Annotated in this window: 16 protein-coding genes and 2 tRNA genes; 4 read left to right on the top strand and 14 right to left on the bottom strand. The window is 47.5% G+C overall.

The window, feature by feature from the left end:
- Positions 1-44: 44 nt before the first annotated feature.
- Positions 45-536: a 5-(carboxyamino)imidazole ribonucleotide mutase gene (gene purE / locus AAGC78_RS07895; RefSeq protein WP_435783518.1), complete on the bottom strand. Its 492-nt coding sequence runs from the start codon at positions 534-536 to the stop codon at positions 45-47.
- 198 nt (positions 537-734) lie between these two features.
- Here purE and AAGC78_RS07890 point away from each other — a divergent pair, with 198 nt between their 5' ends.
- On the top strand, positions 735-1,691 hold the full coding sequence (locus AAGC78_RS07890) for a bestrophin family protein (protein WP_435783517.1): 957 nt from the start codon (positions 735-737) through the stop codon (positions 1,689-1,691).
- Positions 1,692-1,728: 37 nt separating this feature from the next.
- Here the strand turns inward: AAGC78_RS07890 and AAGC78_RS07885 are convergent, their stop codons facing one another.
- From AAGC78_RS07885 to AAGC78_RS07865, 5 genes are all read right to left on the bottom strand, one after another.
- Positions 1,729-3,063 carry a hypothetical protein gene (locus AAGC78_RS07885; protein WP_435783516.1) on the bottom strand — a complete coding sequence of 445 codons (1,335 nt, stop codon included), beginning with the start codon at positions 3,061-3,063 and terminating at the stop codon, positions 1,729-1,731.
- A 14-nt stretch (positions 3,064-3,077) separates the two neighbouring features.
- A complete protein-coding gene (locus AAGC78_RS07880) occupies positions 3,078-4,241 on the bottom strand; it encodes a slipin family protein (RefSeq protein WP_435783515.1) in 1,164 nt (387 codons plus the stop codon).
- Positions 4,242-4,560: 319 nt separating this feature from the next.
- Positions 4,561-4,630, bottom strand: a tRNA-Asn gene (locus AAGC78_RS07875).
- Positions 4,630-4,701, bottom strand: a tRNA-OTHER gene (locus AAGC78_RS07870). The genes AAGC78_RS07875 and AAGC78_RS07870 overlap by 1 nt, the downstream gene beginning before the upstream one ends.
- A 189-nt stretch (positions 4,702-4,890) precedes the next feature.
- A complete protein-coding gene (locus AAGC78_RS07865) occupies positions 4,891-6,114 on the bottom strand; it encodes an RtcB family protein (protein WP_435783514.1) in 1,224 nt (407 codons plus the stop codon).
- Between the two features lie 194 nt (positions 6,115-6,308).
- Between AAGC78_RS07865 and rtcR the strand changes: the two genes are divergently transcribed.
- Positions 6,309-7,898: an RNA repair transcriptional activator RtcR gene (rtcR, locus tag AAGC78_RS07860; RefSeq protein WP_435783513.1), complete on the top strand. Its 1,590-nt coding sequence runs from the start codon at positions 6,309-6,311 to the stop codon at positions 7,896-7,898.
- On the opposite strand, the gene AAGC78_RS07855 is transcribed toward rtcR, so the two are convergent.
- The gene (locus tag AAGC78_RS07855; protein ID WP_435783512.1) at positions 7,895-8,824 is read right to left on the bottom strand and encodes a sodium-dependent bicarbonate transport family permease; all 930 of its coding nucleotides are present in this window, start codon (positions 8,822-8,824) and stop codon (positions 7,895-7,897) included. The genes rtcR and AAGC78_RS07855 overlap by 4 nt on opposite strands.
- A 124-nt stretch (positions 8,825-8,948) precedes the next feature.
- On the opposite strand from AAGC78_RS07855, the gene AAGC78_RS07850 reads away from it, so the two are divergent.
- Positions 8,949-9,899, top strand: coding sequence for a LysR family transcriptional regulator (locus AAGC78_RS07850; protein ID WP_435783511.1), 951 nt, complete (start codon positions 8,949-8,951; stop codon positions 9,897-9,899).
- Here the strand turns inward: AAGC78_RS07850 and AAGC78_RS07845 are convergent.
- The 7 genes from AAGC78_RS07845 to AAGC78_RS07815 all read right to left on the bottom strand — a co-directional run bounded on the left by AAGC78_RS07845 (position 9,882) and on the right by AAGC78_RS07815 (position 17,084).
- On the bottom strand, positions 9,882-10,745 hold the full coding sequence (locus tag AAGC78_RS07845; protein WP_435783510.1) for an endonuclease/exonuclease/phosphatase family protein: 864 nt from the start codon (positions 10,743-10,745) through the stop codon (positions 9,882-9,884). The two genes, AAGC78_RS07850 and AAGC78_RS07845, sit on opposite strands and share 18 nt — an antisense overlap.
- Positions 10,745-11,065, bottom strand: a complete 321-nt coding sequence (locus tag AAGC78_RS07840; RefSeq protein ID WP_435783509.1) for a DUF2007 domain-containing protein — start codon at positions 11,063-11,065, stop codon at positions 10,745-10,747. The genes AAGC78_RS07845 and AAGC78_RS07840 overlap by 1 nt, the downstream gene beginning before the upstream one ends.
- Positions 11,066-11,158: 93 nt before the next feature.
- The gene (locus AAGC78_RS07835) at positions 11,159-12,193 is read right to left on the bottom strand and encodes an FAD:protein FMN transferase (protein WP_435783508.1); all 1,035 of its coding nucleotides are present in this window, start codon (positions 12,191-12,193) and stop codon (positions 11,159-11,161) included.
- A gap of 99 nt (positions 12,194-12,292) precedes the next feature.
- Positions 12,293-14,005, bottom strand: a complete 1,713-nt coding sequence (eptB, locus tag AAGC78_RS07830) for a kdo(2)-lipid A phosphoethanolamine 7''-transferase (RefSeq protein WP_435783507.1) — start codon at positions 14,003-14,005, stop codon at positions 12,293-12,295.
- A 120-nt stretch (positions 14,006-14,125) separates the two neighbouring features.
- Positions 14,126-15,043: a recombination-associated protein RdgC gene (gene rdgC / locus AAGC78_RS07825; RefSeq protein ID WP_435783506.1), complete on the bottom strand. Its 918-nt coding sequence runs from the start codon at positions 15,041-15,043 to the stop codon at positions 14,126-14,128.
- A gap of 248 nt (positions 15,044-15,291) precedes the next feature.
- The gene (locus AAGC78_RS07820; RefSeq protein WP_435783505.1) at positions 15,292-15,912 is read right to left on the bottom strand and encodes an FKBP-type peptidyl-prolyl cis-trans isomerase; all 621 of its coding nucleotides are present in this window, start codon (positions 15,910-15,912) and stop codon (positions 15,292-15,294) included.
- Positions 15,913-15,986: 74 nt separating this feature from the next.
- On the bottom strand, positions 15,987-17,084 hold the full coding sequence (locus tag AAGC78_RS07815) for an AI-2E family transporter (RefSeq protein WP_435783504.1): 1,098 nt from the start codon (positions 17,082-17,084) through the stop codon (positions 15,987-15,989).
- A gap of 153 nt (positions 17,085-17,237) precedes the next feature.
- Here AAGC78_RS07815 and AAGC78_RS07810 point away from each other — a divergent pair, with 153 nt between their 5' ends.
- Positions 17,238-18,131, top strand: a complete 894-nt coding sequence (locus tag AAGC78_RS07810) for a substrate-binding periplasmic protein (protein ID WP_435783503.1) — start codon at positions 17,238-17,240, stop codon at positions 18,129-18,131.
- Positions 18,132-18,141: the final 10 nt, after the last annotated feature.

Genomic DNA, 18,141 nt, shown 5'->3' with positions numbered 1-18,141 from the left:
ACTGACTGCAAAGGGGATTACCAATCACGATTGTTGATCGCGATCTATTGATCTCTTGGATCTGGATTATCCAAAACCGATTGGGTTTGGTCATGGCGGAATTGGTCGATTTTGGTGGCTAACGCCGGATCAGTTACCGCCAGAATCTGGCAGGCCAACAAACCGGCATTAAATGCACCGGCAACACCAATCGCCAAAGTGCCAACCGCAACGCCTTTGGGCATCTGTACAATAGAATAGAGGCTATCAACACCGCTCAGTGCTTTGCTTTGTACGGGCACGCCCAGTACTGGCAAGCGGGTGTGTGCGGCGACCATACCGGGCAAATGCGCAGCACCACCGGCGCCGGCGATAATCACTGCATAACCGTTATCCACTGCGGTTTCAGCAAATTCAGTGAGCTTTTGCGGGGTGCGATGGGCAGAAACTACCTCGGTGTGATACTCAACACCCATCTGCTCCAGTATTTCTACTGCCGCTTGCATGGTGGCCCAATCGCTCTTGGAACCCATAATCACTGCCACTTTTCTTGCCATATCTCGTGCCTGATTGCGTGAAATCATTAGTTTAGCCCGTCAAAACGGGCCGGAAACAGAAAAAAGGCGCGCATCTTAGCACGCTGGAGATGAGATGCCGACAATGATTTCCTGAATGCCCCTTTAACCTGCTCTATCCAATTATATTTTTCATTTTAGCTGCTCAAGCGCTGGGCATTTCGCGGATCAGGTCTTACCATGGCGCCAGTTTCTTCCCTCCTGTTACGTGACCTCCTTTCTATGATTATCCGGCCGAAATTGCACTGGCTTCGTATGTTGTTTGTTTGGCGTGGCTCCTTGCTTAACCGTATTTTGCCGCAGTTATTCTTGCTCGTTTCATTGGCCACGCTGGTGGTGGTTGTGCACCACTATTATCCCGGTCTGCTACCGGATCTTACGCCGCTACCGTTCACCCTGCTGGGGATTGCCTTGGCTATCTTCCTGAGTTTTCGCAACTCGGTGAGCTACGATCGGTTTTGGGAAGCGCGCAAATTATGGGGTGCAGTGCTCAACGAGACCCGGACGCTGACTCGCCAGCAATTGACCGCGGCCGATGCGTCGGACGAACAGAACCGTCAATTTGTATATAGCCTGATTGCCTTTGTCCATGCGCTGCGTGCCCAGCTCCGCCACACAGATGCGACTCCAGCATTGCAGCAGTTATTAAGACCTGAAGCGGTGACTCAAGTCATCAAAGGTCGTTTTAAACCGGAGTTGGTGGTGCTGGATCTCGCGCAACAGCTGCGCACTATGCGTAAACAAGAGCAGCTGTGCCCGATTTTATTTGCGCGGATGGATCAGCATCTATCCCAATTAAGTGCCTGCCTGGGCGGATGCGAACGAATTGCCAGCACCCCCGTGCCTTTTGCCTATTCGGTCATTCTTCACCGCACCGTATACACCTATAGCTTTTTGCTGCCCTTGGGATTAGTTGCGACACTGGGCTTTATGACCCCGCTGATTGTCGTGTTCGTTGCCTACACCTTCTTGGCATTGGAGGCACTGGCAGAAGAGCTGCAAGATCCATTCGGCACTGAGCCAAATGACCTCGCATTGGATGCAATGACCAATATGATTGAATCGGCACTGCGTGAAATGTTGGGTGAAGAAATTGGCTCGCCGCCGGTTGTGCCTGAAAATTGTGTGGTGACTTGATCCAGGTTGGGCGGTGATGCCCAACACTGGAATAGCATCAAAAAATCTTTAATATTTGTGCCAGTTCGTTAGTTAAGGTTTCATCTTTTAATTGGATATCTTGCAGTTGTACTAATTGTTGTTTAGTTGGTTGAGTCTGCCTGCGATTGTAGTTCGTATGCCACCGGGTGTAGTTTTCTCTGATCAGATCATCCTCTCCAATCTGTCTTTGAATAAGCTCAAGCAAAAATATAATGTGATCCCATTTGTTGCCTTTCTCTGCAAGAAACATTGCTACGTCAAACCGATTTGGCGATTTGCCGAGGCGCGTGAGTTGTAGCAGCTCTTCTACCGAGCATTGAAGCCCTTGTTTGATGAATGCTATTGCAGATTCTCTTGCAACCTTTGGGCTTTCATCAAAAATGCCAACAATTGCGATATATCTTCCTTTGTCTCCCAATAGTTTAACCAAGCGTGTAATTGCTAGCGAGCGAAGGCTTGGCTCGGGAGATATTGATGCCTGCGTTAAATCATTGAGAGATTTTTCACTAGCTGTTTCGCAAATACCAATTAACGCTACGCGACGTTTATAAAGCGGTGCTGCGGAATAATTTAATTCGTTTCGGTAGAGGCTTAGCACATCAACGCCGCATTGAGCTAGATGACTCCTTGCAATTGTCCGGATTTCGGCGCTGCGGTTAAAAATCAAATCAGCTGATAGCTTCTCAATTTCTTTAGGAGTGAGAAGGTTTAATCGTTTGATTGCTCTTGATGACACTGCACTGCATTTGTGCCAGATCAACTCTTGAGATAAAAGCAAAAATCCTTCATCGTCTACTTCATTGATCAGTTGTGCAGCAGCGCGAACAACGGCAATGTTTTCGCTTTTAATAGCGAGTGATAACAGTTCTTTTTTCGATACCAGGCTGTGCTTAGTGGATAAGTGAAAAGCAATGCTGCTAATTTTTGGATTGGGATGGCTGATGGCACCAATTAGTGAGTGTTTTTGACTCTCCCCCAATAAAAACTCAAGGACTGCTGCTATTAGCTGTGAGTGATCTCTTCTACCGCACTGGGCTAAGTGAAAAATATCTGGCAGGACTTCAATGAAGAATGCCTGATTCTCAGTTCTAAGCAAGCACGTCAAAGCTTCAGTTGCACGCATGCTTACGCTGCTAACCCAGTCATTCGCTCTGCGAATAAGCGTGGGCAGCAATTGCGGTGCGTTTAATCGCTTAATGGCGGTGACTGCTGCTTCACGTTCGTAACCATTGGGGCTACTGGCTTGACTGATTAATTTCTGTATGCGGGCTTCACCGAGATCAAGCAAATTGCTTTGTTGTTGAGATGTCGGGCTTTCCATTTTTTTATTCCCATAAAATGTGGCCAGCATAGCTGGCCACTTAATTAAGCTTTCGCCGTTCTATCGGTAATCCTCACCAGATCATTCATGACACCATCCAAGCCGCCGTAGACGTTCAGGGTGTTAATTTTGCCGGTGATTTTTTCCAGCACTTCCAGTTCTTTCAAACGCAATAGTACTGGGTTGCCTTCCATCACTTTTGCGGTGTTGTGCAATGAGCGTGTTGCCTGGGTTTCTTCCTGGCGTTTGATCAGGTTAGCTTCGGCAAGTTTTTGCGCTTCTACTACCTGAGTCAAAATTGCTTTCATTTCACCGGGCAGAATTATATCCCGCGCGCCCACTGACTTGAGTGAAATACCGTATTGCACTGATTTTTCGCTCACTATCGCCAGCACTTGCTGGTTAAGTGAGTTTTTATCGGCCAGTAATTCATCCAGTGTCTGGGTGCTTACAATAGTGCGCAGTGCCAATTGCAATTCGCGATACAAATAATCTTTGCTGTCTGCCAATTCGCGCTTCACGATTTCTGCATCCACAATTTGCCATACCGCTGACAAATTGATGCGCAGGCTAACGCGATCTTTGGTCAAAATTTCCTGACCATTGACCTCCATGTTTTGCAAACGCAAATCGAACTGTTTTACTTCAATGGTGCGGTTGTATTTCCACCACATATGTAAACCAGGTTGCAGGCTGCGCTGGGTGGTTCCATCTACCATTAAGAAGCCAACATGACCTTCGGCTACGTTGCTCAATGCGATAGCGGTCATTGCAGCTTTGCTCAGTAAAGGATCGCGAACACCAGAGAGAACACGTACCAGCTTGTCGGAAATTGAAAAATGTTCGCTGATGTCCAGTTTTTCCAGGCTGATCAGGTTTTTCTGTTTCCAATAAGCACCGCGTTGGCTGGGGCCTTTAATATCGCGCAAAATACCTTGTTGATACACCAGTCCAACTTCGTTTTCGTTGGTTTCCCATTGCTGCAAATAATCTGCAAACGCAGCAGGGTACAGGTCAGCAAGATATAAAATGTCTTTGCTTACACCATCAGCCAATGTATTAGTCACAGTGATTGACTGCATGGTCAGTTTATTTTTCCAATCCCAAAATTCATGGGTTCCAGTGGTTAATACTTGCTGGAATTGTTGGTCCTTGAATAACAAGCCTAATTGGCTATCGCTGATGACATACTTTTTCTTGAATTTCATTTTTTTCATCCTTTGCCATTCCTGGCTTTTTGTTGTGAGTGCAGAACCTCCACAGAAGGCGGGCACAAGGGGGGTCATTAACGGGCATTGGCAAATCAAATGCGCTCCATTGCATTACAATCCATGTCTTTTGCTCCATGTTGTGCAATCAATTGCAATGATCGCCTTTGCGCGCTAATCAATTTGTTCCTTGTGGCAGCTCTCTGTTTGGATTTTTTGTGCTGGTGAAATCCTTTACCTTTTGAAAACCGTTTATAGCAGCACAATAAATTCCAAGGAGGTCTGCGGTATTACTTTTAAGCTGGTTGGAAGACCAGTTTGCTAGCCGGAATTGAACCGGCAACCGTCTCATTAACAGTGAGATGCTCTACCAAATGAGCTATAGCATTGGAGCCTTGGCTGGAGTCGAACCAGCGACCTACGAATACAAGTTCGTTGCTCTACCGCTGAGCTACAAGGCACTATCTGGCAACTGCCTGATCCCGATACACAAGTCATCAATGATGGTTGTGTCAGCCCGAAAAAACCGGAACCGCTGTGATCATTCAGCGTTGTTAATTTTTCCATCAATAACAACCTGCCAAATTCTGTTTATCGCGCACATCCTTGTGCGGATTTATCTTTAGTTAATTATTTAAGGTTTAAATACCTAGCCTTTAACACACAGTACTTGCTTCAGTGTGTGGACAATTTCCACCAAATCAGATTGTGCGCTCATCACTTTTTCGATGGGCTTATAGGCTGAAGGTGTTTCATCAATCACATCTTCATCTTTTCGGCATTCAACACCTGCCGTCGCGAGTAAATGTTCACTCATGGATACGCGACGTTTTGCTTCTGCGCGCGACATCACTCGTCCCGCACCGTGGCTACAGCTACAAAAACTTTCTTCGTTACCTAGTCCGCGCACGATGAAGGATTTTGCACCCATGCTTCCGGGGATAATTCCCATCTCGCCTTTTTTCGCGCTCACCGCACCTTTACGCGTTACCCATACATTTTGCCCGTAATGGTTTTCGCGGCTGATATAGTTGTGGTGACAATTCACTGCTTCCACGTGCGCCTCGAACGAAATTTTTAAAATATCGCGCATAGCTTGCAGTGTTCTGGCCATCATCACTTCACGATTGGTTTTGGCAAAATCCTGTGCCCAGGCAACCGCTTCTACATAATCGCGAAATTTATCGCTCCCTTCGGGAATGTAAGCCAAATCTTTATCGGGCAAATTAATAAACCAGCGCTCCATATCTTTTTTAGCTTGCTCGATAAAATGCGTCCCGATACGGTTACCTACACCGCGCGATCCGCTATGCAGTATTACCCAGACTTTATTGCTTTCATCGATACAAATTTCGATGAAGTGATTCCCGCTTCCCAGTGTTCCGAGCTGGTTAAAATTGTTCGTGTTTTTCAAAAACGGATGCTTCTCTACCAACTTTGCGTAACCATCGCTTAGTGGGCTCCATGCATTGAGTACATCATCCGGCACATTTGCCCAGCTTCCTTTGTCTCGCATACCACGCATTTTCGGGCTCATTCCGTGCGGTACTTTTTTCTCTATCTCGCTACGCAATGCAGTTAAGGAATCGGGTAGCTGTGATGCATTCAATGTGGTTTTCGCAGCCATCATTCCGCATCCCAAGTCCACACCTACTGCCGCAGGTATCACTGCGCCGATAGTTGGGATCACGCTGCCGATAGTTGCCCCCTTACCTAAATGAACGTCTGGCATTACTGCAATCCACTTATGGATAAAGGGCATGCTCGCCATGTTGTTCACCTGCGCCCGTGCGTTTTCATCGAAACTTACGCCCTTGGTCCAGGATTTCACCGGCACTTGCCCTTTGTTATGCATGACTTCGTAGTTGCTCATGATCTTTCTCTTATCCTTTCGTTTTGTTTACACATAGGTAATTGCAAGCGCGTTGCCAACTTTGAATTGGAGGTTTAATTAATTTTTAAGGTATTGATTTTATTGTGTTTTATTTTTTAATTGGCTGTTTGTCCGTATTTGGGTAGGATGGTTGATATTAATTTATATATCAAAATAGATAGGAATATATCTATATGGGTAATGTCATTGTCGGGATTTTAGGTTCAAGGCTTGATCATGGTGGCTTGGGTAAGCGGCGCTGGGAGCGCTGGCGACCCAGTGTTGCTCTGTTGATGCACTCTGAATTTCCGGTGGACGAATTTTTATTGATGTATCTGCCGGAAGATCAGGTGCTGCTGGATTTGACTATCCATGATATGGCTCAGGTTTCACCGCAGACCAAAGTTACAGCGGTTCCTATTCATTGTGACGATCCTTGGGATTTCGAGCAGGTTTATAGCCAGATTCACGATGTGGCCATTAACCAATCATTCGATGTTGAGCAAAATAACTATTTCATTAACATCACGACCGGTACGCACGTAGCGCAAATTTGTTTGTATTTGCTTACGGAGGCGCATTATTTACCGGGCAAGTTATTGCAGTCGTCACCCAGCAAAGAAGGTGCTCCAGGTGTTTATCACGTTATCGATCTTGACCTTTCACGCTACGACCAAATTGCTTCACGCTTTGCAAAAGAATCATCCGACGCAGTCATTCATCTTAAAAGCGGAATTCATACGCGCAATAAAGCATTTAATAGTTTGATCGAACAACTTGAGCAAGTTTCGATTAAATCGACTGCACCGATTTTATTAAATGGCCCAACCGGTGCGGGAAAATCGCAATTAGCCAAGCGTATTTACGAATTAAAAAAACTGCGCGGGCAGCTTACCGGTGAATTAGTTGAAGTGAACTGCGCAACCTTGCGTGGCGATAACGCGATGTCGGCTTTATTTGGTCATGTTAAAGGTGCATTTACCGGTGCGCTGAATGCGCGCATGGGGTTGTTGCGCGAAGCTGATAAAGGTTTATTGTTTCTAGATGAAATCGGCGAGCTGGGTTTGGATGAGCAGGCAATGTTGCTGCGCGCAATCGAAGAAAAAATATTTATGCCTTTTGGTGGTGATCAGCCGGTTTCCAGTAATTTTCAGTTAATTGCTGGTACTCACCGTAATTTGTTTGATCAAGTTCGGCAGGGATTATTTCGTGAAGACTTGCTCGCGCGGATTAATTTATGGACATATGAATTGCCTTCATTAAAAGAGCGTATCGAAGACCTTGAGCCTAACATCGAACACGAATTGCAAAAATTCACCCGCAACGCCGGCTATAAAGTCAATTTCAATAAAGGCGCGCGCGACCAGTATTTGCAATTTGCTAATTCATCGCAGGCGCTTTGGCGAGCAAACTTTCGCGATTTAAACTCCAGCATTACCCGTATGGCAACGCTTGCAGTGGGCGGGCGAATTACTGAAGCACTAGTGGATGGTGAAATTGTTCGTTTGCAGCAAGCATGGAGTGGGTTTCAAGCATCGCTGCAATTACACGCTGATCTGGTCGCTGACGTACTTTCACCAGAACAGTTAAGCGAATTGGATTTATTTGATCGCTTGCAATTAAACGAAGTGATTAAGGTCTGTCGTAACAGTCGATCCCTGGCTGAGGCGGGTCGTGTTTTATTTAATGCGAGCCGTGAAAAAAAATCTTCCGCAAATGACTCTCACAGGGTAAAGCAGTATCTGCAAAAATTTGGTTTAACCTTTCAGATGCTCAATTACTAAATCCACTGCATCATCTCGTAATAAATCGGAATTCCCACCAGCACATTCAACGGAAATGTCACACCGAGTGCGGCGAAAATCGCGAGGCCGACATCGGCATCTTTAATTGCGGCGCGAATGGCGGCGGGTGCAGCTATGTAAGAGGCGCTGGCGGTGAGTGATGCGAGAATGAGCGTGGTGCCTTCCGGCAAATCCAATACTATTCCGGTCACTATGCCGACTAATGCGAGAGCGAAGGGTGCGACTAATCCGAATGCCATTAACCGCCAATGTTGGATGGGGAAGGGCGAGAGATATTGTGATGCGCAACGGCCCATTTCGAGCAAGAAAAGTGCGAGCAAGGCTTTAAAGGCACCGATGAAAAGTGGCGCAACATCTTTGCTGCCCTCTGGGCCGCAGTAGTAGCCGATCACTACGCCGCCTGCGAGTAATACCACTCCGCGACTGGTCAGGGCTTCGTGCCATATTCCTGCCATGGAACCGCTGCTGTTGGTGGCTTTTCTGTGCAGCAAAATCGCAACCACTATCGCCGGTAATTCCAACAGCACCAGATAAAGCGTGGTTTGTGGGGAGATCACCAAATGGTTTGCTTCGGCATAGGCGAGGGCGACCGCAAATGTACCTGCGCTTGCTGAGCCGTAGTGCGCGGCGATGCTGGCGGCGTTGGCAGCGTTTAGTTGGATGAGGTTGCGTAAGATCGGATAGAGCAGCAGCGGGATGGCTACGCCGAGCAGGATGACGGTGATGACTTCGGGCACCAGATTCCAGTGCAATTGTCCATGGAGCGCTAAGCCGCCTTTCAGGCCGAGGGTGAGCATGAGCAGGATGCTCAGGGTGTCGTAAGCCGCTTGCGGGACTTTTAGGTCGGATTTGGCCAGTCCGGCTAATACGCCGAGCAGGAAAAACATGATTACGATATCGGGCATGGTGGTTCTCCAGTGAGCGATCTTGCTTGTGCTTATTGTCGCCCTGAACATCAATAGAAGATAATTAATGTTTATACTTAACTGTATTTATAATTATCTATGTTTTGGCTTTTGCGAGGTCGCTATGAACATTCGCCACCTGACCTTTCGGCTCTTGCAGGTCTACATTGCGGTTGTCCGTACGGGGTCAATTTCTCAAGCGGCGGTGCAATTGCATCTCACCCAGCCAACGGTTTCGCTGCAGATCAAACGCCTGACTGAGGCAGTGGGCGATCAGTTGTTGGAAGTGCGTGATGGTCAGTATCAACCGACGTTTGTCGGGCGCGAGTTGTACCACGCAGCGCTTGATGCGCTCACCCGTTTTGATGACTTTAATGGTTTTCTTAGCGATGCCGCGCAGGGTAATAAGGGACATTTCAGTATCGGGGTAGTGACCACGGCGCAGTATGTATTACCGCGTTTGCTTAGCCCCTACGCGCAACAATATCCCGGTGTGGATGTGACTTTTAATATCGGCAATCGCGGCAGTGTGTTGCAGCGATTCCAAAACCAAATGGATGATTTGTATTTGTTTAGTCATCCTCCGACTGGCGACCATGTAATTAGCGGGCGTTTTTTGCGTAATCCTTTGGTATTGATTGCGCCGCTGCAACATTGGGCCGCGCAGGGACAGGAAGTGGAATTTATCGAGTTGGTAAACGAACGTTTTTTAATGCGCGAGCCCGGCAGCGCCACGCGCATGGTATTTGAAAACTGGCTGCGCGAGCAGAATTTCCAATTGCATAAAACCTTGCAGATTGAAAGTAATGAAGTGATCCGGTTAAGTGTAGAGACTGGGCTGGGGCTGGCGATTATATCGGAACACACTCTGGCGCAGCGTGCGGATAGTAAAGTAGCGATCATTAAGGTGCGCGACTTTCCACTCACCAGTCACTGGTATTTAGTGCGACATGGCGATAGGCGTTTGCCTATCGCTGCGCATAATTTTATCGAATTTATGAATGCCCATCTGGCGGAGTGGGTGGAAGAAAAATACATCCGCAATGAATTGGCTGTGCTATTGGGCAGCCGCTGAGGTGGTTTCTGGTGATGTATCCAGCTTTACGATAACCGGATAATGATCGGATGGATAGAGTGCATTGTAGGTAGTTGCATCAATTTGATGACTCAGCACTTTCACCGGTTTTCTCACAAACACAAAATCAATTTTGTTATTCGGCTCTTTATCTTCACCGAAGGCGTTATAAGTCTTATTTCCACCAGTAGCAGGTGTTGCGGAGATTTTCTCTGCATCGCTGAGCGCTTGGGTGAGGATGTTATAGCTCGCTGCGGCTGCAGTGAGATTAAAATCACCAGTGACGACTACAGTGGTAGCCGGATCGATCTTTTCAATTTCGCGCAACAATAATTTTGCACCTTCTTGCCGCGCATTTTCGCCTTCATTATCCAAATGGGTGTTAAAGATATACACCGGCTTTTTAGTTGGAACATCAAGCAATTTGGCGATGCTTAATGTGCGGCGATAAGCGGCGTCCCATCCGCGCGATGCTTGCAGCGGTGTTTCGGAAAGCCACAGTGTTTGTTGCCCCTGCAATGCGAAGCGCCCGTGACGAAATAAAATAGCGGTGGTTTCGCCTTTGTCTTTACCGTCTTCGCGGCCAACACCCATCCACGAATAGTCTTTCAACATATCGGCCAAGTCTTGCACTTGAAAAAGTTCAGCTTCTTGTAAACCGATAATATCCGGGTTGTGCATTTTGATTAAATGCGCAACGAGGTATTTGCGCTTGGACCAATTGTTCACACTATCGGCGGGTTCGCATAAACCGCAGCGCACGTTGTAGCTCATCACGGTAAATGTATTGGCAAAAATGCTGGTCGATAAAAAAAGGAGCGCTATGCCTGCAAAAATTTTCATCATTATTTTACTTCCACTGTTTCTGGTTCTGATTGGCAATTCCAGCAAAGTTCAAAAGCGGCATCGTTTTTTTCGTCGCAGTTGCTGCAGACCCATTCCGGTGCATTTTTTGCGCTCAGTGCAGTCGAGATGATGTGCACAGCTTGATCGTAATCCGCATCGTCTACCACCCAGAGTTCTGGCCAGGTATCCAATGAGGCAACTTCACCGATAGCACTGGAAGCATATTCATTTTTCCAAATAGTGCTTATGTCGTGCTGCTCAAGAATATTGTGTGCATTGGCCACTAAAAAACGGTTTTCGTGGGTGTAGACGAGTTTCATGGCGAAAATCCCTATGAGTAAGTCCTACAAGCATAGTCGATGTTCGCCGTGGCGCTGGTTAAAGCCTGTGATCTGGTTGGTAAAAGCGCGAATTCATTTTGGCGCAAAGCTGATGCCTTTCAGCTCGTTCATCGCATCGCTTTGCGTTTCAATTAATTGCTCATCCTGTTGATCAATAAACAGTGCCGCGATGTGATTTTCGTTCGCTATTTTTATTCCATCAGCGCTGCCCAGGCAGGTCAGGGCTGTCGCCCAGGTGCCGGCGATGGTGGGATTGCTGTGCAGTACGGTGACGGACACCGTATTGTGTTCCACAGGTTTTCCGGAGCGCGCATCAAGGATGTGGCTATAGCGTTTGCCGTTGCTATCAAAAAAGTGGCGATAGGTGCCCGATGCGATCAGCCCCATAGATTCGCCTGAATCGAAACTCACCACTTTCTGCAATTTACGTTCATTGGGTAGCGGTTTTTCCAGCGCGATACGCCATGCTTGATTGCCGGGCTTTTTGCCTTTGACTTGCAATTCGCCGCCGATTTCAATCATGTAATTGTGTACCCCAAAATTTTCCAGCAATTTCCCCATTCGCTCGACGCTGTAAGCTTGGCCGATGGAGGATAAATCGATACGTAATTCAGGAATTTGTTTACGCAAATGGGTGGCATCGACAGTTTCCAATTTATCCATACCAATCGTGGTGAGTGTTTGCGCGAGGGCTTCTTCGGTAGGTGGACTAAACACATCTTTTTTGAAACCCCATAAATCAAATAAGGGTTTTACCGTAAGGTCATAACAACCCTGGCTCGCGTGATACACCTTACGCGCTTGCTCTATGAGCATTATCAATTCGTCATCAGCAGCTAATACATCGGTAGTTTTTTGCGCATTCAATTGTTCGATGCGTGAATCATCGCGGTAATTGGATAGCGCAAGATCAAGGCGGGCGAATTCCTCGTTAACTGCTTTTTCGATGGTCGCCAGTTCGGTAGTTGACTCAGACGGTAATTCAAAACTGAATTGATAGGTTGTGCCTTGGGCATAACCTTCGATTTTACTGAGTTCGGGAGCGGGGCTGCAGCCGAGTAAAAGTAGGAGTGGAGTAAGCAGTAGTGAGCGGGACGATAGAGGCATATTCAATATCCTGCAATGAGTGCAGCAGTAATGCCTGCTGCACTTGTAAGTGACGGATCATTATACGCCAATAATCTTGTAGTGCAGATGTACCTGAACTTATTGCACGCGCTTCGCGGGTGTTAGCGTGTGGTTGTCGAACGCCATTGAGCGCGGATTTTCGCTACACCAGTTGTTGTGCGCGTTAATTCCACCGTCGGGAGAGGCGAAGCCAATACAGCCCAGAACGCTATCAAAAATTTGTTCGTGATGTGGATTAAAGTTTTTTTCTTCACGATTCTTGAGATTGCTAAAGAGTTGCTGGTTGTGCGGCTGGGCGATAAATTTATCCGAGGCCCATACCATAAAAGGTACGCGGAATTGCTCTGGTGGTGCCATTTCTTTGGGGGTGGCATGGAAGTGGCGATTTTCGTCGATGGATTCACCGTGATCGGGAACATAAAAAACCAGCGCATTTTTATCGCGCAGTTTATCGAATACACTTTTCAACATGTAATCAATGTAGAGCACCGAGTTATCAAAGGAGTTGATCAACTGCTCTTTGCTACAGGTATCGTCTATGTCCATACACTCAGGCGTAAAGCGGGCAAATTCACGCGTGTAACGCTGACTGTACATGTGATGTGAACCCTTGGTGTGGAGTACAACCAAATGTTTTCCCTGCTGATATTTTTTAACAGATTTTTCCAGTTGGTCTACCAGCAACATATCGTCAATTGGACGTTTGCTGTGGGCGTATTCCGAAGCAATAATTTCGCGGATCTCGTAACTGTTGGCATCAAGGCTGGAGTAAAACCAGGCTTCGCTTTGCATGCCATATAATTCCGACGTGAATCCCAGCTTGCGCATTACAGAAAATACATTGCGCTCTTTTAATGTGCGTTGATCATCATCTTCAGTACCGTTCTCGCGTACAAACATGCAGCGCAGTGATAATTTTGTTGCGGTATCGCACGAGGTTCCGCGCAGTGCAATCAAATTAGGCTCTTGCGCGAGCAGCGGAGTGGTATCGCGCTCATAACCGAACAAGCCCATATGATCCCAGCGCGTGGTTTCGCCAATCACAAAGACTACGTACAGATTGTCCATTGATACATTGGATTGATAGACGAACTCTTTGCTCGGATCAAACAATTGCTTGGAACTGTTTTCTTCTTTCCCGAGTTGATGCGCATAAATTGCGAGACTGGCGATCCAATTGGTTGGCAAATACGAGTGAGCGATTATTCCGCCGATGCTTGCCGTGTACTGATTATTCTGGCGAGCCTGGTTTTCTTGCAATTTCACAATCGTTTTTATGCTCAAGCTCAATACCAGCGATGCACATACGACAGGCACCAAACTTTTGGCAAATCTGCCTATACCACTCCAGTTTTTGATGTGCAGGGATTGGGTCAGACGAGTGCGCCAGAGTAGTACGCAGGGGAGTAGACCGGTGAATAAAAACCAGAAGATACATTCATGGCCGAGGGATTCACTATTGAGATCGGTATCCAGTGTGAGTGTGGATGCGATAACGCCGTAACCAATTACCACATTAAAGAACGTCATGTAATAACTGGCAGACGAGGATATCAATATAACCAGACTCGCGGCGACCTTATAAAACATTTTGCCGAAGAGACTAAAAAAGCTGAAAAGCAGGTATGAGAATGCAAATAATGCAGCCGCCGATAGCAGCGCTGAAACAGCTTCAAGCCAACCGCCAGCGGTGCCGTTACGAAACAGGCAGGCAGCGTTGAGGATGACACCGACGTAAGCGCTTAACGCCAGCGACACTTGCCGCTGGCTTAACAAAATGGGGAATCGCATTATTATTATCCACAAGGGTGATGTTACGTTGCGTTACGCTATCGGGCTTCAAGGTGAAGCCTCAATCCCTTGTGAAACTAAAAGGCCGGTAAAGGTTTTCTTATTAGTATTATCCCGTAATCAGTTGTCCAGCTGCGAATCATCCTCGCCGCCGAAGCCCGCTAATAATGCCTGAATGAAGTTCTTTAATTCAAGCGCCATAATCGCAAAGTCAGCATCAAATTGTTCTGCTTTACTTTCGGGGTTGCGCTCGTTGGCTTTATCGCTGATGACATCTTCAAACTTCAACCGTTTAATCGCGACTTGGTCGTCGATAATGCACGAGATCGACTCTTTCCATACCAGTGCAATTTTGCTGACGTGCATTCCGCTTTCGAGGTGATTGCGGATTTCGCTTGCGGTTAAGTCCTGCTTTTTGCAGCGGATTACGCGGCCGTCTTTTGCAGCTTGCAGCTCCACTTCTTCACCCAATTCAAATTGATGCGGCGCTTCGCTTTCGCGCAACCAGTGGGTCATCACTTGTGTGGGAATATTTTTCGGTGCGATGGGTATACACCGCAAACTGCCCAATGCTTCGCGCAATTTACTCAGCAAATCTTCTGCGCGTTTGGCAGAGGATGAGTTCACCACAATCATATTGTCTTGCGGTGCGATGTAGGCGTAATCAAGCGTTGAGCGGGTGAAGGCTTTTGGCAGCAGCGAAAAGATAATTTCATCTTTTAACGTATCGCGCTCTTTGCGGCCAACCGGGCGTGATTCAGCTTCGCTGATGGCGAGGACTTTTTCTTCCAGTTGTTCTTTGATCACACCACCGGGCAGGAGTTTTTCCTGCTTTTTAGCGCAAATCATGATGTAGCCATTGGTCACATGCACAAACTCGCTGCCGTGACGGCCAAGCGGAAACTCAAAACCGTAGCGCATCGGGTCGAGACTGCCGCAAGGGTTAAAACAAAATTCGGCGAGTTTTTCATTCAATTCTTCAGTGGAAATAGTCCACTGTTCGGTCAGGCGATACAAACGTAAATTTTTAAACCACATGGAAAATCCAACAACAGAATAGGTTTTATTTAGAGGGAGAAAATATGACTGGACGGTTGCGATAAAGCATGGGGTTCGGTGCGGTCTTTGAGACCGTATGCGGCATGGACGACCCACATGGATGTGGGAAGTGCCGCAATATGTATGGAACAACTGCGGCGGTCGCATCCGAGCCCCCAGGGATGGGTTTACGGCGAGTCGAAAAGGTCGCACCGAAACCCATGCTGGTGGTCATTCAAACGAAATAATTAACCAACAATATCCAACAACTCAACATCAAAAATCAGCGCTGAGTATGGTTTGATGCTCGCACCGGCACCGCGCTCGCCGTAAGCAAGGTTGTGCGGGATGTACAAACGGTATTTGGATCCAACAGGCATCAATTGCAGAGCTTCAGTCCAGCCAGCGATAACACCGTTTACCGGGAAATCGATAGGTTGACCGCGATTTACCGAGCTGTCGAACACAGTACCGTCAATCAAAGTACCGTGGTAATGGGTTTTTACTTTAGAGGTTGCAGTCGGGATTGCGCCAGTGCCCTGGGTAATCACTTCATATTGCAGGCCGGATGCAGTCACGGTCACGCCGTCTTTCTTGGCATTCTCAGCCAAAAACGCTTCGCCAGCGCCAGCCAGGGTTTTGCTTTGCTCAGCTTCTTGCGCTTGCATGCGCGCGTTGATTTCCTGGAAAGCATCCTGCATCTGCTCATTGCTGTACGGCATCTCAACGCCATTCAATGAATCCAGCACACCCTGCGCAACTGCAGCAGGTGATACACCTTCAAATGGATTATCGGCTAATTGTTGGCCCATCTGACGGCCAATGCCGTAGCTGACAAGATCTTCAACGCTTTTGTATTGGTTAGACATAAACAAATCTCTCGAAGGTTTAAGGCCCTGTTAAATCCAGGGCCGCAAAAGAAAAGGTCGCGCAGTCTAGCAGATCAGGACTCGGAATCCTTGGGGTTTTGTTTCGGGATGGCTCTGGCCTCTTCGGGCGCGAACAAGTGGATCTCGCGGATAAAGATGCCCCAGAAGGCCATAAACAAGCCTGCGACCAGCGGCCCAATGACAAACCCGTTGAGGCCGAAAATCGCCAATCCACCGAGGGTTGAGAGCAGTACGATGTAATCGGGCATGCGAGTATCGCGGCCGACCAGAATCGGGCGAAGGATGTTATCGACCAAGCCGATAACGCCCATACCGAAGGCAATCAGGATAATCGCCTTCACGTTTGCTCCCGTCGCAAACAGATAAAGCGCAACCGGTGCCCAGATAATCGCAGGGCCAACCGCCGGGATCAGCGACATCGCGGCCATGACCACCCCCCAAAGCAATGCGCCGGGAATGCCCAGTGCCCAGAAAATCAAACCGCCCAAGGTGCCCTGAATAATCGCAATGACCAGATTGCCTTTGATGGTCGCGCGGGTGATTTGGCCAAATTTGTCGGCCAGCAGACGTTCCCGTGCATCGCCCATGGGCAGGGCGCGAATGCCGAGTTCGAGCAGGTATTTACCATCGCGCAGCAAAAAGAAAATCAAATACAACATGAGGCAGATATTGAGCAGCAACTTGAACGTATCCTGCCCGATACTGATCGCATTTTGGGCTAACCACTTACCGCCAGCCATGGACGCGCTGAGCGCGCTGTCTTTGATCTTGACGGTATCGATACCAAAGCGGTCGAGTGTTTGCGGCAAAGTGGGGAAGGCGTTGCGTACTTGCTCGATATATTGATCCGGTTTGATTTGTCCCTCTTCGAATTTTTTATAGTAGCCCGCACCCTCGGAAATAACGGAGCTGACCAGCAGTGTCACCGGGATAACCACAATCAGTATGCAGGCAAACAGTGTGATCAATGCGCTGGTGTTAGGGCGGCCGTTGAGGCGTGCCATCAATTTAAGATGCAGCGGATAAAAAATAATCGTAATTGCGCAGGCCCAGAAAATCGTTCCAAAGAAAGGCTTGAGTACGATCAAAAAGCCAATCGATACAATGACAAGAAAAAGCAGAAAGGTCCTGTTTTGCAAATTTTGCTGCATGTTTAGATCCTACTCGATGATGGTCGACGGGTGCTGACTATACGGCAGCTGCCTATAGGTGTCATCTACTGGCATCTCATAGCCTGTTTTCGGCAGGTCGGTTGGTTTTCCACTATTCTTCCAAAGTATTGGCACTTGTAAATGGATAGGAATATGGGGTTGCGTTCTGGTGGTCAGCGGTTTTTGCTCGCTCTGTTTGGTATCGGATTATTCGCATCTGCCTTGACGTCTGCCCAAACAGAACAGGCTCATATCGCCGTCAAAGTACAGGGCACCAAATTGGAGGAGCCCAGCGATTATTTCACTACTTTGTTGATCATGGCGCTCAACGCGAGCAAAGCTGAAAACGAAGTGATCGATATTGTTTTTTCCGAGCGCGATTATGCACAGGCGCGCTGGATCAATATGCTACAGCACGATAAAAGCAATTTTGTAATCTGGACCATGACCGACAAAGAGCGCGAAAAACAATTGCGCCCGATTCGCGTCCCGCTATTCAAAGGTTTATTTGGTTATCGTGTATTGCTGATTCGTAAACAAGATCAGGTACGTTTCGATAAAGTGAAAACCCTGAATGATCTCGGTAAATATATCGGCGGCCAAGGCACACAATGGCCGGACACTCCCATTTTGCAATCCAACGGTTTGCGTATGACCACAGCGGAAACTACGGAGCTGTTATTCCGCATGCTCAACGCTAAGCGCTTCGATTATTTTCCGCGTGGAATTTCAGAGGCCTGGTTTGAATTATTGCAGCGTGACGAGCCGGATCTGGCGGTGGAAGAAAACTTGCTGCTGTATTATCCCGCAGCGATTTATTTTTTCGTGAATAAAGAAAACGAAGCGCTCGCACAGCGAATCGAAAAAGGAATGGAAATTCTTATTGATAACGGCCAGTTCGATCAGTTTTTTTACAATCATCCCCGCTTTAGTTCGGGCATGGAAAAATTGAAAAACCGGCGGATTATTTATTTGCAAAATCCATCGCTACCACCGGAAACACCGGTGAATAATCCGCGTTATTGGATTGATTTGAAGCGCGAATAACTCAATGCGG

Source organism: Cellvibrio sp. (assembly GCF_039207905.1).
Lineage (GTDB): Bacteria > Pseudomonadota > Gammaproteobacteria > Pseudomonadales > Cellvibrionaceae > Cellvibrio.
Note: the sequence above shows the minus strand (reverse complement) of the source record. Positions and strands in the feature narration are given on the sequence as shown.